General features: G+C 63.3%; 12 protein-coding genes. 3 read left to right on the top strand and 9 right to left on the bottom strand.

Annotation, left to right across the window (positions count from 1 at the left end):
- Window positions 1-288: transposase (locus BM131_RS14960; protein ID WP_139222572.1), on the top strand; the 288-nt coding region annotated here is incomplete at its 5' end.
- A 34-nt stretch (window positions 289-322) separates the two neighbouring features.
- On the opposite strand, the gene BM131_RS14955 is transcribed toward BM131_RS14960, so the two are convergent.
- The 5 genes from BM131_RS14955 to argH form a co-directional block, all read right to left on the bottom strand.
- The gene (locus BM131_RS14955; RefSeq protein WP_342713984.1) at window positions 323-2,911 is read right to left on the bottom strand and encodes a DUF4175 domain-containing protein; all 2,589 of its coding nucleotides are present in this window, start codon (window positions 2,909-2,911) and stop codon (window positions 323-325) included.
- 67 nt (window positions 2,912-2,978) lie between these two features.
- Window positions 2,979-4,244 carry a diaminopimelate decarboxylase gene (gene lysA, locus BM131_RS14950; RefSeq protein WP_090190766.1) on the bottom strand — a complete coding sequence of 422 codons (1,266 nt, stop codon included), beginning with the start codon at window positions 4,242-4,244 and terminating at the stop codon, window positions 2,979-2,981.
- Between the two features lie 142 nt (window positions 4,245-4,386).
- Window positions 4,387-4,704, bottom strand: a complete 318-nt coding sequence (locus BM131_RS14945; protein ID WP_090190780.1) for a DUF2834 domain-containing protein — start codon at window positions 4,702-4,704, stop codon at window positions 4,387-4,389.
- 8 nt (window positions 4,705-4,712) lie between these two features.
- Window positions 4,713-4,964: a hypothetical protein gene (locus tag BM131_RS14940; RefSeq protein ID WP_090190765.1), complete on the bottom strand. Its 252-nt coding sequence runs from the start codon at window positions 4,962-4,964 to the stop codon at window positions 4,713-4,715.
- Window positions 4,961-6,349, bottom strand: a complete 1,389-nt coding sequence (gene argH, locus BM131_RS14935; protein ID WP_090190764.1) for an argininosuccinate lyase — start codon at window positions 6,347-6,349, stop codon at window positions 4,961-4,963. Before argH ends, BM131_RS14940 begins: the two co-directional genes overlap by 4 nt.
- Window positions 6,350-6,365: 16 nt before the next feature.
- Here argH and BM131_RS14930 point away from each other — a divergent pair, with 16 nt between their 5' ends.
- On the top strand, window positions 6,366-6,929 hold the full coding sequence (locus BM131_RS14930) for a TlpA family protein disulfide reductase (protein WP_090190763.1): 564 nt from the start codon (window positions 6,366-6,368) through the stop codon (window positions 6,927-6,929).
- Here BM131_RS14930 and BM131_RS14925 read toward each other — a convergent pair.
- Together BM131_RS14925 and BM131_RS14920 are read right to left on the bottom strand one after the other, a co-directional pair.
- Window positions 6,926-8,851 (bottom strand): cation:proton antiporter domain-containing protein, encoded by a 1,926-nt coding sequence (locus tag BM131_RS14925; protein ID WP_090190761.1) that lies wholly within the window; start codon window positions 8,849-8,851, stop codon window positions 6,926-6,928. The two genes, BM131_RS14930 and BM131_RS14925, sit on opposite strands and share 4 nt — an antisense overlap.
- 62 nt (window positions 8,852-8,913) lie before the next feature.
- Window positions 8,914-9,471: a YqgE/AlgH family protein gene (locus BM131_RS14920; protein WP_342713983.1), complete on the bottom strand. Its 558-nt coding sequence runs from the start codon at window positions 9,469-9,471 to the stop codon at window positions 8,914-8,916.
- 115 nt (window positions 9,472-9,586) lie between these two features.
- Between BM131_RS14920 and BM131_RS14915 the strand changes: the two genes are divergently transcribed.
- A complete protein-coding gene (locus BM131_RS14915) occupies window positions 9,587-10,348 on the top strand; it encodes a protein-disulfide reductase DsbD domain-containing protein (RefSeq protein WP_175499365.1) in 762 nt (253 codons plus the stop codon).
- Here BM131_RS14915 and BM131_RS14910 read toward each other — a convergent pair.
- A complete protein-coding gene (locus tag BM131_RS14910) occupies window positions 10,345-13,755 on the bottom strand; it encodes an efflux RND transporter permease subunit (RefSeq protein ID WP_090190758.1) in 3,411 nt (1,136 codons plus the stop codon). The two genes, BM131_RS14915 and BM131_RS14910, sit on opposite strands and share 4 nt — an antisense overlap.
- On the bottom strand, window positions 13,755-15,206 hold the full coding sequence (locus BM131_RS14905; RefSeq protein ID WP_090190756.1) for an efflux RND transporter periplasmic adaptor subunit: 1,452 nt from the start codon (window positions 15,204-15,206) through the stop codon (window positions 13,755-13,757). Before BM131_RS14905 ends, BM131_RS14910 begins: the two co-directional genes overlap by 1 nt.
- Between the last annotated feature and the right edge of the window lie 8 nt (window positions 15,207-15,214).

Raw genomic sequence — 15,214 nt, 5'->3', positions numbered from 1 at the left:
CGCTATCCATCATTGCGACATGTATTTGCGGATGGCGGGTATGCAGGGCCCAAACTGCGGGACGCGCTAAAGGCCCTCGGCCGATGGACCGTCCAGATCGTCAAACGCTCTGACACCGCGGAGGGCTTTGAAGTGCTGCCGCGACGGTGGGTCGTCGAGCGCACCTTCGCCTGGCTGAACCGATGTCGCCGCCTATCGAAAGATTGGGAAAAATCCATCGCAAGCGCAGAGGCTTGGATCCTCATCGCACACATCAGACGCGTCACACGGCATCTCGCAAGGGATTGAGAAGGTGCAGTTAGTTTTGAATCAGACTCTTAGATCAAAAGCGGTCCAGCAAACGGTCCAGATAGTCCCGCTCGACCTGCGGCCGCTCTTGCTCGGCCAAGCGGCGGCGCAGCTCTTCCAGCAGTTCTTCGGCGCGGCGATAGGTGTCTTCGCCCTGCAGCAGGTTTTCTTCGGTGCCATATTGCCCGGTGCTGCCCAATTGCCGCCCCAGCGGGTCGCGGCGACCGGGCTGCGCTTGCCCAGTCTGATCGCCCGTCGCATTACCCTGCCCCGGCTCTTGGCTCTCGTTCTGGGCCAGCGCTTCGCCAATGGCGCGCATGCCGTCGCGCAGGGCGTCCATGGCATCGGCCTGACGATCAATCGCCTGCGCCATATCGCCATCACGCAGGGCCTGTTCCGCCCCGTCCATTGCGCCTTCGGCGCTGTCCAGTGACCGCCGCGCCTGATCGCCCGCATCGCCGGGCAAACCGGGCAAGGCGCCGCGCTGACGGTTCAATTCATCGCGCAAGGCTTGCTGGCGCTGCGCGAGGGACTGACCTTCGTTTTCCCCTGCGCCGCTGCCCTGTCCGTCGTTCTGGCCTTCGCCGTCACCCTGCCCTTGCTCTTGGCCCGGCTGCTCGCCAGAGCCATCAGCGCCCGGCTGCTGACCTTGCCCGGGTGCCTGGCCCTGCTGGCCTTCGCCCTGCTCTTGGCCAGGTTGCTGGCCTTGCTGGCCCTGCTGCCCTTGGTTCTGCATATCGCGGAAGGCATCGTCGGACAGATCTTGCTGGTCGCGCAGCGTATCAGCCAGATCCTGCATCGATTGTTGTCCCGGCGTCTGCGGGCCATCGCCGCTACCTTCGCCTTGGGTGATGCGCATGTTTTCCAGCAGGCTGTTCAGCTGCTCCATCAGCGCCTGCGCCTCGGCCATACGGCCTTCTTGCATCAGCTCTTCGATGCGGTCCATCAGCGCCTGCAGTTCGTCTTGGCTCATCTGTGTTGAATTTTCGGCCGACTGCGGCTCGTCCGTGCCGTCGCCCGGCTCCATCTGATCGGCCAGCATTTGCATATAATCCTGCGTGGCGTCGCGCAGCTCTTGCATCAGCTCTGCGATTTCCGCCTCTGACGCGCCATTGCGCATCGCCTCTTCCAGCCGCTCTTGGGCGCGGGCAAGGCGCTCACGGGCATCGGCAAGGGTGCCATCCTCAAGCTGGACCGCCAGATCCCACAGGGCCTGCACGATCTCTGCCTCGTTCTCGTCCGTTATCCCGTCGCGGTCGAACTGGTCCAGCCGCTTGATGATAAAGCGCAGGCGCAGATAGGTGGCCTGATTGGTGAACAGCGTGTCCGGCTCATATGAAATGGCGCGCAGCACCTGCACGATGCGGCGGGCGTTGGCCCTACTCCACATCAAATCGCGGCGCTGTTCTACAATCGCCTTGGCGACAGGCTGGAAAAAGCGGCGCCCCGGAAGGGTCATCGGCTCTGCTGGCGTGCTTGCGGTCTGGCCTGCCGCGTCAGTCACGGACAGCGTCAGCGTGACGGGCAGGTTCGCCAATTCATGCTGGGACAGGTTGTCGATCAGAAATTCGTCAAAGTCGCTGCGGTCACCGCTGAATGGCATCGGCAGATCCAGCACCACCGGATCAATCGGGTCCGGGTCCACCGTCAGGCCAAAGCTGCGATCAACCGCGCTAAGGTCCAGCGCGAAAGTCGCCGTGCCGCTTTCAACGCCGTAATCATCCGAGGCGGCGAAGGCTTGGTTCAACTCTCCCATTGCGTCGGATTCAATCGGGGCGGTCAAAGTGACATAGGGGGCGGCGTCGGCCAGTATGCCGACGTCCCACGCCGCGCCGTTCGGCCCGTCAATGGTGATTTGCCCCGCCTGCGCGACGCTAAAGCTTTGCTGTGGATCGGTGGCGGGGGGCACCGCGGCGTCGCCCGATACGGTCTGCGTCACGCTCAACGCGCCAACCTCGCCGTACAAACGCAAGGTGATGTCAGAGCCGAGCGGCACCTGCACCGCCCCCGGCGCGATGTCGTTCAAATATAGCACAGGCTTGCCGGTATAGGCGGGCGGCGTGATCCAGCCTTCCCAGACGGGGCCGGTCGCCAGCGCAGCGCCGCCGCCATTTTGGGCGATCTGCGCGACAGACCCCACGCGCAGGACCGATCCGAACAGCAAGGCCACGACGAACATCAGCAAAGCCATAAACCGCAGCCCGTAGGGATCGCGGTCCGACACGCGCAGGTCAGGCTGCACCGCGCGGGCGGACTGCGTGGCCACGCGCATCCGCGCCTGATGCGCCTGCCACACAGCGGCAGAGGCCGGATCGGACGCCCCGATCGCCTGCGCATCACGCACGGCAGAGATCGGACGCCCTGGCAAGGCAGCGTCAACGCGGGCAAGCGCCTCGTCTTTGCTAGGCCAGCGGAACATCCGCAACCCGCGCACCAAGGCGGCACCCACCGCCAGAGCGGCAATCAGCGACAGTCCCCAGAACACCTCTAGGCTCATGCGGTCCTGAAAACCGAACATCAGCGGGGTCAGAATAACGAAAAGCACGCTCCACAACGGCCAAAAGGCACGCGTCGCGCGCTCGGCCACAAGGCCCATGCGGGTCAAGGCAACGGGACGCGACAGGTGCGCTAGATCGTCAGGGTGATCGGTCAGCGGGCCTCTCCCTTGGCGCGTCGTGCAACCGAATAGGTCACAACCATGCAGGGATGATATCGCGCGCAATCATTTCGTCAAAGGTCGGACGTGCCCGGATAACCGCAAATTGATCGTTGTGGACCAAAACTTCGGGGATTAGCGGGCGCGAGTTGTATTCCGACGCCATGACCGCGCCATAAGCCCCGGCAGAGCGGAAGACGACCAGATCGCCGGGCGCGACCTGCGCCATGGCGCGGCCCTTGGCAAAGGTGTCGCCGCTTTCGCAAACTGGCCCTACGATATCATAGGTCGCACGCTCTGCCCCGGCTTCGGGCTGCACAACAGGCACGATATCGTGGTGCGCATCATACATCGCCGGGCGGATCAGGTCGTTCATCGCGGCATCAAGGATCAGAAACTGGCGATCAGCGCCGTCTTTGACGTAAATCGCGCGGCTGACCAGCACGCCAGCATTGCCTGAAATCAGACGCCCCGGCTCGATCTCGATCTCGCACCCCAGATGGCCAACAGTGCGCTTGATCATCGCGCCGTAATCCAGCGGGCTTGGGGGAGCTTCGTTCGACTGCACATAAGGAATGCCCAGACCGCCGCCCAGATCAAGGCGCTTGATCGTGTGACCATCAGCGCGCAGCTGCTCTGTCAACTCAGCGACCTTCAGATAGGCAGCCTCGAACGGGGCCAGATCGGTCAGTTGGCTGCCGATGTGCACGTCGATGCCGATCACTTCGATCCCCGGCAAACGCGCGGCATGGGCATAGACTTCGCGGGCGCGGGCGATGGGGATACCGAACTTGTTTTCCGACTTGCCCGTGGCGATCTTGGCATGGGTCTTGGCGTCGACATCAGGGTTCACGCGGATGGTGATCGGGGCGATTTTGCCCAGTTCGACCGCGACAGCGGACAGCGCTTCCATCTCTGGCTCGCTCTCGACATTGAACTGGCGAATGCCGCCGGTCAGCGCTTGACGCATCTCAACCCGCGTCTTGCCGACGCCGGAAAAGACGATGCGTTCGCCGGGCACACCAGCGGCGCGGGCGCGGGCGTACTCGCCGCCCGACACCACGTCCATGCCAGCCCCAGCCTCGCCCAGCAATTGCAGGATCGCCTGATTGGACAGTGACTTCATCGCAAAGCAGACAAGGTGGTCCATGCCCGCCAAGGCTTCATCGAACAGACGGTAGTGGCGCAGCAAGGTCGCGCTGGAATACAGATAGAACGGCGTGCCGACCTGCGCCGCGATTTCCGCGACTGACACATCTTCGGCGCACAAAACGCCGTCTTGATACACAAAATGATCCAAGGCACTGCTCCCGCTCTTACCGGGGCGTCATAGCAGATTGATCCGCCAACCCAAGCGCGGAATCCGAAATCAGGTGCGATGGAACGGGACGGCGGGCGGGGCGCATTTGCCGCCGCAGGGCGGCAAACAGCAGCGCGCGCCGTTAGCGGATCGGTTTGGCCCGCAAGAACAGATACAGCGGCAGCCCGCAGCTGACCCCGATGCAGAACGTCGCAGGGATCGCCAGCAAGGCGATCCAATTGCGCCGCACCGCGACCTCTGCCAGCACCCAAACCGTCAGGGTGATCGCTGCAATCGTCAGATCCCAGGTCAGTCCGGTTGTGGCCGTGTTGACATACCACGCGTCGATCATGCGCGGCAGCGACCAGCCTTCGGTCCGGAACCAAGCGACGAACCAATACATCGGATGCACCGCGCCCCAAACGGCCAGCGCCGCCCAGACCCAGCGCAGGGGCGACATATCACGCATCACAGACCAAGGCTAAGCGGGATGCCCGCAGCCCCAAGGCGCACGCCGCCCGGTCCAAGTGTGACGCGGCCAATGCCGTCAGCCAAGGTCACGCCCGGGGTCACGCCGTTCGGCCCAAGGCCGAGGCCCACGTTCGCCGTTGCCCCCGTCTGCGCCGCACCCGGCGCGACAGGTTTATCCTGCGCGCCGCATCCGGCCAGTGTCATGGCCAGTGTCAGGGCCAGCAGCCCCGCAATCGTTGCCTTGTTCATCCAAGCACCTTTCGCCAATGGGCGACGGCCTCCCGCACGCGGGCGGGGGACGTGCCGCCGAAACTGGTCCGCGATGCGACAGAGTTTTCCACCCCCAGCACGTCAAAGACCTCTTGGGTGATACCCTCATGTACCGATTGCATCTGGGCAAGGGTCAAATCAGGCAGATCTTCCCCTTGGCTTTCGGCCAGCGCCACCAGTAATCCAGTGATGTGGTGCGCATCGCGGAACGGCAGACCCAACTCGCGCACCAACCAGTCGGCCAGATCAGTGGCGGTGGAAAAGCCGGTGCCAGCGGCAGCCTTCAGGCTTTCGCGGTTGGCGGTCATATCGCCCACCATGCCCGCCATCGCGGCCAGCGCCAGCATCAGGTGGTCGGCGGCGTCAAAGACCTGCTCTTTGTCTTCTTGCATGTCCTTGGAATAGGCCAGCGGCAGCCCCTTCATCACCATCGTCAGGGCAACGTTGGCACCAAAGATGCGGCCGATCTTGGCGCGGATCAGCTCTGCTGCGTCAGGATTGCGCTTTTGCGGCATGATGCTGGACCCGGTGGACCAGCGGTCCGACATCTTGACGAACCGGAATTGCGCGGACGACCAGATCACCAGCTCTTCTGCCAGACGCGACAGGTGGACGGCGCAAATTGTCGCAGCCCCAAGGAATTCCAGCGCAAAGTCGCGGTCGCTGACGGCATCGAGCGAATTGCCCATCGGTCCGTCAAAGCCCAGCGCCTGCGCCGTCATGTGGCGGTCGATCGGGAACGACGTGCCCGCCAGCGCAGCTGCGCCCAGCGGCGACAGGTTCATCCGCTTGCGCGCATCAGCAAAGCGGGACCGGTCGCGGGCGAACATTTCGACGTAAGCCATCATGTGATGACCCCATGTGACAGGCTGCGCGACCTGCAAGTGGGTAAAGCCTGGCATGACCCAATCGGCCCCCGCCTCTGCCTGACCCAGCAGCGCGTTCTGCAACGCTTTCAGCGCTTCGTCCGCGGCATCGCATTGATCGCGCACCCACAGGCGAAAATCGACAGCGACTTGGTCATTGCGCGACCGGGCCGTGTGCAAACGGCCTGCCGCCTCGCCGACGACCTCTTTCAGGCGTGCTTCGACGTTCATGTGAATGTCTTCTAGCGCGGTGGAAAACTGAAACGTGCCGCCCTCGATCTCTGACAGTACCGTGAGCAGGCCTTCCCGGATCGCATCCGCGTCGTTATTGCTGATGATACCCGTGGCCGCCAGCATGGCGGCATGGGCACGAGAGCCGGCGATGTCTTGGGCTGCCAGCCGCTTGTCGAACCCGATCGAGGCGTTGATCGCCTCCATGATCGCGTCCGGCCCTGCGGCGAAACGGCCGCCCCACATCGAGTTAGCAGTTTTGGTCATGAGAAGGACGCGCCCCTTGAAATCCCTGAAATCCGCCTTGCTTTATACGGGCCTTGCGATCCTTGCAAATGCCGCCGCAACCACGGCCCACGCAGATGCGGCGCTAGAGGCGCTGAAAGACGGCGATATGCGCAAGCTGGTGATCGCATCAGAGGCCACCGCGGCACCTGATGTGACCTTTACCGCGCAGGACGGATCGCAGGCCACACTGGCCGATTACGTTGGCACGCCGGTGCTGTTGAACTTCTGGGCGACATGGTGCGCGCCCTGCCGCAAAGAAATGCCGCACTTGTCCGAATTGCAGGACGCGATGGGTGATCAGATCAAAGTGCTGACCGTCGCCACAGGCCGCAATCCGCCAGAGGCGATTGACCGATTCTTTGCCGAAATCGAGGTCGAAAACCTGCCCAAGGCACTGGACCCGAAACAGGAAATGGCCCGCGCCTTTGGCGTGCTTGGCCTGCCCGTGACGATTATCCTGAACGCCGAAGGCCAGGAAATCGCCCGCCTGCAAGGCGACGCCGATTGGTCGTCGGACAGCGCCAAAGCAATCCTGACGGCCGTGGCTGCGGGCGATTAAACCTTAGGCACCTCGTCGTCGGGCGACAGCGCCACACCGTAAAGGCGAATAATTTCGTCCACATCGTCGCCCGCATCTTTCATGCGGGCGCGCATCAGGCCAAAGCTGGGACCGTTCTGGGCAAAGACCTGATCTTGCAGCCCAATCAGCGCTTTGGTCTTGTCCAAATAGCGCGGGTCCATCGGATTGCCTTTGACCTCTGCAAAGACGGGTGCCATGACGATCAGCCGCGCCGAATCGTCGTCGACAAAGCCATCCGCCATGTCGGTCGCGTCCGCGTGGGACACGCCCATCGCCTCTAGCGCGGAACGCCCCATCCGGACCGAGCTGTCAAAGGTTTCGCGGATAATGTCCCGGCAGCCAGCGTTAAATAGCTCGTAGACATGGTGCCTGTCGCGGGCGCGGGCGATGACGTGGACGCGGGGGAAATGCTCTTTCACATAAGCCACCAGTTGCGTCGCCTTTTCGCGGTCATCAATCGTGACAATCAGCATTTTCGCGCTGCGAATGCCTGCCGCCTCTAGCATGTCGGGGCGGGTGGCATCGCCAAAATAGGCGCGCAACCCGTACAGGCGCAGCGTGTCGATCTGGGCGGCGGAATAGTCGATCACGGTCGGGTCAAAGCCGCCGCCTTCCAGCATCCGTTTCACGATTCCGCCGACCCGTCCGTGCCCTGCGATGATAATATCAGCGGGACCGTCGATGGTGTCCTGTTCGCGGGCCAGCCCCTTGGCGGCGCGGGGCAGGATCACCTTGTCATGAAAGATAAACAGCCCCGGCGTCAGCAGCATCGACAGCGCCACCACCAGTAACAGTTGGTCGGCCAGAGCCTGCGGCAGGATATTCCCCGCCACGACAAATGACAGCAGCACAAACCCGAACTCTCCCGCTTGCGCAAGGCCAAGGCTGAACAGCCAACGATCAGTTGGCCGCAAACGAAACACCAGCGCCAGCCCGAACAAAACCGCAGCTTTGATCGCGATCAGGCCCAGCGTCAGGCCGATGATCAGCGCGAATTGGTCATACAGCAGGACAAAGTTGCTCCCCGCCCCCACCGACATGAAAAACAGGCCCAGCAGCAGGCCGCGAAACGGGTCAATATCGCTTTCCAGCTCGTGCCGGTAATCGCTGCTGGCCAGTACGACACCCGCGATAAACGTGCCCAGCGCGGGCGACAGGCCCACCAGCGACATCAGCAACGCGATACCCACAACCATCATCAAGGCTGCGGCGACAAACAATTCGCGCAGGTCCGCCTTGGCGATAAAGCGAAAGACCGGACCAGTCAGGGTGCGCCCGACGATCACCACCGCCGCAATCGCGGCAACGGTGGCCAGCGCGGTCTGCCAGCCGTTCAAATCTGCCACAAGGCTCAGGCCCGCGTCATGCGAATCCGCAGCCCCTGCCCCGGACACGGCCAGCAGCGGCAATAGCGCCAGCATCGGGATGACCGCGATGTCCTGCGTCAGCAGCACGGCGAAACTGGCCTGCCCGCCATCGGATTTAAGCACGCCCTTTTCCGTCAGGGTCTGCAAAACGATCGCCGTGGACGACAACGCCAGCACCGCCGCCGCCGCCAACGCGACGGTCCATGTCAGCCCCAAGGCGATACCGGCCGCCATCACGGCGGCCATCGTCAGCACGACCTGCCCACCGCCCAGCCCAAGCAGCCGGCCGCGCATGTCCCACAGCTTTGCTGGCTCAAGTTCCAAACCGACAAGGAACAGCATCATGACGACGCCAAATTCCGCAAAATGTTGGATTTGTTCTACATCTACATTCAGCACATGCAGCGCAGGACTGATCACGATGCCCGCAATCAAATAGCCCAGCACCGACCCTAGCCCCGCGCGGGTCGCAAGCGGGACAGCCACGACCCCGGCCACCAGAAACAGAAACGTCAGCAGCAGGATCGAGGTCATATCATCAGCCCTTTGGCAAAGTGGCGGTCACATTAGGCCACATTTCCGCCGGGGAACAGTGTTCAAGCGCGCCCGCCCGACTGGGACAACGCCACAGGAGAGATCCCCATCAGCGCCAGCGCTGCCGCCCATTTGCCAGCATGATCGGTGCCAAAAAGGATGGCTTGATTCGCAGGCCCCGTCAGCCAGCCATTGTCAGCTAGCTCTTCTTCTAACTGGCCGGGCCCCCAGCCAGTGTAACCCAAGGCCAGTAGCGATGTGGCGGGGCCGGTTCCTTCGGCCAGTGCTTGCAGCACGTCTTGCGTGGCTGTCATGCCGATGTCGTCATCCACCTGCAGCGTGCCCTTGTCAGCGGTATAATCCAGCGTGTGCAAGACAAAGCCGCGCACCTTTTCGACCGGGCCGCCAAAATGGACGCCAATATCTTGGCACGCGTCGCCGCAGGAAATTCCCATTTGCGCCAATAGCTTGCGGAATGCGATGTCTGGGAATGGGCGGTTCACGATCAGGCCCATCGTGCCTTCATCCGAATGATCGCAGATATAAATGACGCTGCCCGCAAAGCGCGGGTCTTCCATGTCGGGCATTGCGATCAGCAGCTTGCCTGCCAGCGTTGTCATTTCATCCATACCCCATGATGCGCGGCACCGTGCGCCTGTGCAAGTGGATCACGCAGGTTTGCAATCGCCCTTTCGTGACTTCCCATGTCAAAGGGTTTTGCGCAGGAAGGGCGGCATGACATATATCCATGCCCTTTTTGCCGCCGCCTTGCTGGCACCCGCCACAGCCCATGCCCAAGACGTCGCGTCGGTCGAGGTTCTGCCCGGCTGGGAAACCGCGCAAGGCACCCATATGGCCGCCCTGCGCCTGACGCTTGCGCCCGGGTGGAAGACCTATTGGCGCGCGCCCGGGGATGCGGGCATTCCGCCGCAGATCACCATCACGGGCGGCAACGTGCAAAGCGTCGCGTTTCACTGGCCCACGCCAGAGGTGTTCGATCAGAACGGCATGCGGTCCATTGGCTATCACGACAGCCTGACGCTGCCGATCGAAGTGACAGGCAGCGGCGATCTACGCCTGACCGGCACGCTGGATATCGGGGTTTGCCTTGATATCTGCATCCCCGCGCAGCTGCACTTTGACGCGCCCTTGACCGACGGCGGACGCGATCCGGCGATTGTTGGGGCGCTGCTGAACCAGCCGCAAAGCAGCGGCACCGCCACATGCCGCGTCACACCAACAGACAACGGCCTGCATCTAGAGGCCGTTTTGACCCTGCCCACAACGGGCACACAAGAGGCTTTGGTGGTCGAGGCTGGCGATCCGCACATCTGGGTGTCCGAACCCGTCATCGCACGGCAAGGCAACACCGTAACCGCGCAGGCCGAATTGGTGCGCGGCGCAGGCGACGCCTTTGCCTTTGACCGCAGCGCCGTGCGCTTTACGCTGCTGGGATCGGATCGCGCGGTCGAAGTGCAGGGCTGCACCGCAGGCTAGCTGCGGCGCAGGCCCAGCGCCAGCGCGGCTATCAGATAGATCGCCCCAAGAATGGCCGCCAATCCGGCAATGAAGATGCCCATCGCCAAGCCCGCGTTGCCGGGCGCAATACCTTGCAACGCAGGCCACGCCGCCCCGGTCAGCAGCACCGGCAACACCAAGGCACCGAACAGTGCAAGGGCCGCCGCAACGCCAAGGCCCGCAGGCAGCCACATCGCCCGGCGGCCAGCCCGCAGGGCGCGGCGGGCGGCGGTGATCTGCCGCGCAAAGTCCGCCTGCATCGCGATCAGCGACGGTACAACCAGCAGCACCAGCACCATGCCAAAGCCCAAGCCATAGACCAGCGTCACGACAGTCGGCTTTAGGAATTCGGCCTGCGTCAACCCTTCGAACAGCAGCGGCGCAAGGCCCAGCACGGTCGTCAACGTGGTCAGCAGCACAGGCCGCAAGCGGTTCGCTGTGCCGTCGATAATCGCAGGCACCAACCCGCGATCGGCGGCGTATTCGTCAATCGTCGTCACCAGCACAATCGAATCGTTAATGATGATTCCGACCATGCCAATCATCCCGACAACGGTGAACAGGCTCATCGGGATGCCCCACGCGTTGTGGCCGTAAATCGTGCCGATCAGGCCAAAGGGAATGATCGCCATCACCACCATGGGGCGGGTCCAGCTGCTGAAAATCCACGCGAGGCTGAGGTAAATGCCGCCCAGCACAAGGATCAGCGCATTGCGTGCGTCGGTCAGAAACGCGCTTTCCTGCTCTGACAGACCAGCCAGCCGGGTTTCGACTCCAAAGCGTTCGGCGATCGCGGGCAGGATCGTCTCATCAATGATCTTGTTCACCTCTGCCGCGCGGTCAGGGTCGTCGTCCGACAAATCGCCCGTGACGGAAATCAGTGGAACGCCGTTTTCCCGGCGCACCGTGCTAAAGCCGGTGCGGCTGGTCACGGTCACCACGTCGCCCAAGGGCACATAAATGCCGTCGCCGGTGCGGATTTGGGTGCGATCCAAGAAGTCCTGCGTCAACTCGTCGTCAGGCAGTTGCACCTGGATCGTGGCGGACCGGACGCCATCGGGATAACTCGCCGCCTCGATCCCGCCAAGGCGGTCGCGCAGGATGCTGCCCAGCGCGTCGATGGACAGGCCCAGCGCCTCGCCCTGCGGGGTCAGCTCCAGCAGCAGCTCTTCTTTGTCGTAGGCAAGGCTGTCCTCTAGCCCGCTGATCTCGGGGAATTGGGTCAGTTCGGATTTGAGCGCCTCTGACGCGGCTTTCAGTGTTTGCGCGTCCGCGCCGAACATCTGCACATCTAGGCTATCGCCCCCCGGCCCCGATCCCCAACTGCGAAAGCTGACAGTTTCGGCCATGGGCGATTGCACGACCTCTTCTTGCAGGGCGCTGACGAACTCAGAACTCGTCATCTCTCGGCTATCGGCATCGACAAGGCTGATGCTGATGGCGCCCAATTGATCAGGGTCTTTCTGGTCGGACCCAGCAATCCCGCGCCCTGCATTGCCGCCGATTTCCGCGACGACATAGGTCACCGGATTGGTGCCTGTCTCGGCCGCGATGCGGTCAGATAGGACCTGCGTTGCGCGCTGCATTTCGTGCATCATTTCAATCGTATCAGCGCGGGTGGCACCGGGGAGCATGGCGAAATTGCCCGTCACCTCGCCCTGTTCGGGGTTGGAAAAGAACTGCCAGCGCACGTCACCCCGAATGAACAGCGCGACCTGGGTCGCAAGGATCAAAAGGACGGCTGCAAACACCGGATAACGCGCGCGGATCACCAGCGCCATGAAGGGGCGAAACACCCGCAGGCTAAAGGCATCAAAGCCGCGATTGACCCAGCGCGAGGGCGCATCATACCACGCCTGCCCGGCGTTAGGGCCGATGGAATGACTTAGGTGGTGGGGCAAAATCAGAAAGCATTCGACCAAAGACGCCGCCAACACCACGATCACAGTGAACGGAATGTCCGCGATCAAACTGCCAAAGCGCCCACCCACAGCGACAAGGCCAAAGAAGGCGATGACCGTCGTCAGGGTCGCGGAAAACACCGGGCTGAACATCTTTTTCGCCGCATTTTCGGCGGCGACTTGCGGCGGCTCTTTCAAGGTGCGGGCGCGGTAATCGGCGTGTTCGCCCACGACGATGGCGTCATCAACGACGATACCCAGCGTCAGGATCAGCGCGAACAGGCTGATCATGTTGATGGTGATGCCAAAGCCATACATCAGCGCAATCGCCGCCAGCATCGACGCCGGAATCCCCATCGCGACCCAAAGTGCGGTGCGCGCGTTCAGGAACAAAAACAGCAAGATCACAACCAGCGCGAGGCCTTGCAGCCCGTTTTCGAACAAAAGATCCAGCCGCCCGGTAATCTGCTCTGCCCGGGCGTTGATCAGGTCAATCGTGGTGCCTGCGGGCAAAGTCGCCTGCAATTGTGCCGCGACTTTTTCAACGCTTTCTTGCAGACCGATGGCATCCCCAGTGGCAGAGCGCACGACGCTGATTTCCACCGCCGGGTTATCACCGACGAAATACGCGCGGCTGCGGTCCACGCCTTCCACACTCACCCGCGCCACATCACCTATGGTCAGGGTCGACCCATCAGGGTTGGACCGCAAGGCAATCGCCGCGATCTGCTCTGCGCTGCGTTTGGCCACGCCCGTGCGCACCCGCGCCGCGCCGCTGACGTCACCGACCGCATCGCCGACCGCTTCTTCAGCGATCCGGTCCGCAATATCGGCAAGCCCGATGTCGTATTCGATCAGCGACAGCGACGGCACTTCAACGACGGTTGAGGGCGCGGCGATGCCTTTGACGGTGGCCTGCGTGACGCCCTCTTGGAACAGGCGCACAATCATCTCGTCTGCAAAGCGGCCCAGCTGGTCCACGCCGACGGGGCCGGTGATCACAACGTCCGTCACCCGGTCGGACCAGCCACCGCGGCGCAGTTCGGGATCTTCGGCGTCGTCTGGCAGATTGCCCGCGGCATCAATCGCGGCCTGCACGTTTTCGGCGGCGCGGTCGATGTCGGTGCCGGGGGTAAATTCAAGGCTGATGCGGGCGCTGCCTTCGGTCGAGCGGGCAGAGGTGTCGCTGACGCCTTCGACGGCTTGCAACGCGGGGCCAAGCACCTGCACGATACCTTCGTCCACGGACTCGGCCCCTGCCCCATCCCAGCGGACGCTGACGTCGATCCCATCCACGATCACATCGGGGAAATACTGGGCGCGCATATTCGGCCAAGCCATCAGGCCCGCGCCAATCATGATGAACAGCAGCAGGTTAGCGATGGTCCGGTGCCGGGTGAAATAGGACAGAATGCCCCCGGCGCGGGCGTTCAACGCGTCGCCCCCAGTTTGATGAGGCCCCGTTTGATTGTTGCCCCCTGCCATCAGCTCCCCATCCGGCTTTCCAGCCGCGCAATGGTCGCGGCGGGCACTTCGGGTTCATCCAGTTGCGCCAGAATACGCGCCTTGGCGTCATCCGGCATACGGCTATCCGTGACGAACGCCTTCAGCTTGGCGCGGCGGTCATCATCCAGCGCGATATTCTCTGGCGCGGCCGCGGCGCTGCCCTCAGGCGCGATGGGACGCACGCCGATGCCAGCGCCAAGCAAGGGGGTGCGGGCGGTGACGATGCGCACGCCCTCTAGCCCGGCGGTCGCGATAATCACGTCGTCGCCTTGCCGCCGCAGCACCTGCGTTTGCTGCGATTGCAGGCGGTCATCCGCATCAACGACCAGCACGGTGCCATCGGCAGCGACCGCCGTGGCGGGCACTTGCGCCACGCCGTCAAGCGGCGGTTCGAGCACATGAACGGTCACGAAATCCCCCGGCCGCAGCCCCGGCGCATCATCCAGCGCGGCAAAGATCTGCCGCCCGGTCTGACCTGCGCCCACCGACCCGCCAATGCGGTCGACAGTGCCGCTGGCATTCAAATCCAGCCCTTCGACATTCAGGCTGGCCGTCACAGGCAAGCCGATCACCTCGCCACCATCCTGCAGCAGTCGCGCGAATTGCGCGGTCGAGATGCGGAACGCTATCTCTAGCTGATCGGGGTCCATCAACGTGCCGAATTCCTCGTTCGCGGTCAGGCGCGCGCCCTGCGCGGTGGACACGCCCGTCAGCACGCCGTCGAAGACCGCCGTGACAACTGTGTCGTCTAGCGTCCGGTCCGCCTCGCTTAGGTCGATTTGCACGCGGGTCAGTGCGGTGCGGGCGAGGTCCAGCCGCGCTGCCGCCTGCGCCTGCGATTGGCGGCGGGTCAACACGGTGGATTCGGCGTTTGAGACAGCAAGCTGCGCCTCTTCAACCACCGACTGCGTGCCCACGCCGCGCCGCGCCAGATCGCTGGCCCGCGTCAAGACTGCCCTGCGTAAATCCAGTTGGGACTGCGCTTGCGTCAGCTCGTCCGCGGCCAGCGTCACACCCGTTTCGGCGTCACGCACCTCGCCTTGCGCGTCTTGCACATCAGCGGCGATCCGGTCGCGGGCGGCCTGTGCGTTGGCCCCGTCCAGTCGCAGCAAGTCCTGCCCTGCCGTGACGCGGCCGCCTTCGACCAACGCCGGCGCGGTCCAGATCACCGTGCCGCCCACCGCGCTGCGCAGGCCAAGGGTCGTGCGGCTGCGGACCTCTCCGAACACGGTCAGTTCGGGCGACAGGGTGCCGGGCGTGATTTCGGTGACATTGACCGCAAACACCCGTTCCCGCTGGGCAAAGCTGCGCGGCTCTTCGTTCATGCGGGCGACGACAGCGCCGCGCAGGGTGTTCACGGCCCAAGCCGCAAGCCCCAGCGTCACCGCCAAAAGAAACACACCAACCAAGGATCGCCGCAAAAATCGCATTCAATCAT

It is taken from the genome of Loktanella salsilacus (genome assembly GCF_900114485.1).
GTDB lineage: Bacteria > Pseudomonadota > Alphaproteobacteria > Rhodobacterales > Rhodobacteraceae > Loktanella > Loktanella salsilacus.
Note: the sequence above shows the minus strand (reverse complement) of the source record. Positions and strands in the feature narration are given on the sequence as shown.

Excerpts from the sequence above, each read along its gene's own strand:
- argH (WP_090190764.1), bottom strand. The coding sequence starts at position 6,349 with ATGACCAAAACTGCTAACTCGATGTGGGGCGGCCGTTTCGCCGCAGGG.
- BM131_RS14905 (WP_090190756.1), bottom strand. The coding sequence starts at position 15,206 with ATGCGATTTTTGCGGCGATCCTTGGTTGGTGTGTTTCTTTTGGCGGTG.
- BM131_RS14915 (WP_175499365.1), top strand. The coding sequence starts at position 9,587 with ATGACATATATCCATGCCCTTTTTGCCGCCGCCTTGCTGGCACCCGCC.
- BM131_RS14945 (WP_090190780.1), bottom strand. The coding sequence starts at position 4,704 with ATGTCGCCCCTGCGCTGGGTCTGGGCGGCGCTGGCCGTTTGGGGCGCG.
- BM131_RS14925 (WP_090190761.1), bottom strand. The coding sequence starts at position 8,851 with ATGACCTCGATCCTGCTGCTGACGTTTCTGTTTCTGGTGGCCGGGGTC.
- BM131_RS14940 (WP_090190765.1), bottom strand. The coding sequence starts at position 4,964 with ATGAACAAGGCAACGATTGCGGGGCTGCTGGCCCTGACACTGGCCATG.
- BM131_RS14920 (WP_342713983.1), bottom strand. The coding sequence starts at position 9,471 with ATGACAACGCTGGCAGGCAAGCTGCTGATCGCAATGCCCGACATGGAA.
- BM131_RS14910 (WP_090190758.1), bottom strand. The coding sequence starts at position 13,755 with ATGGCAGGGGGCAACAATCAAACGGGGCCTCATCAAACTGGGGGCGAC.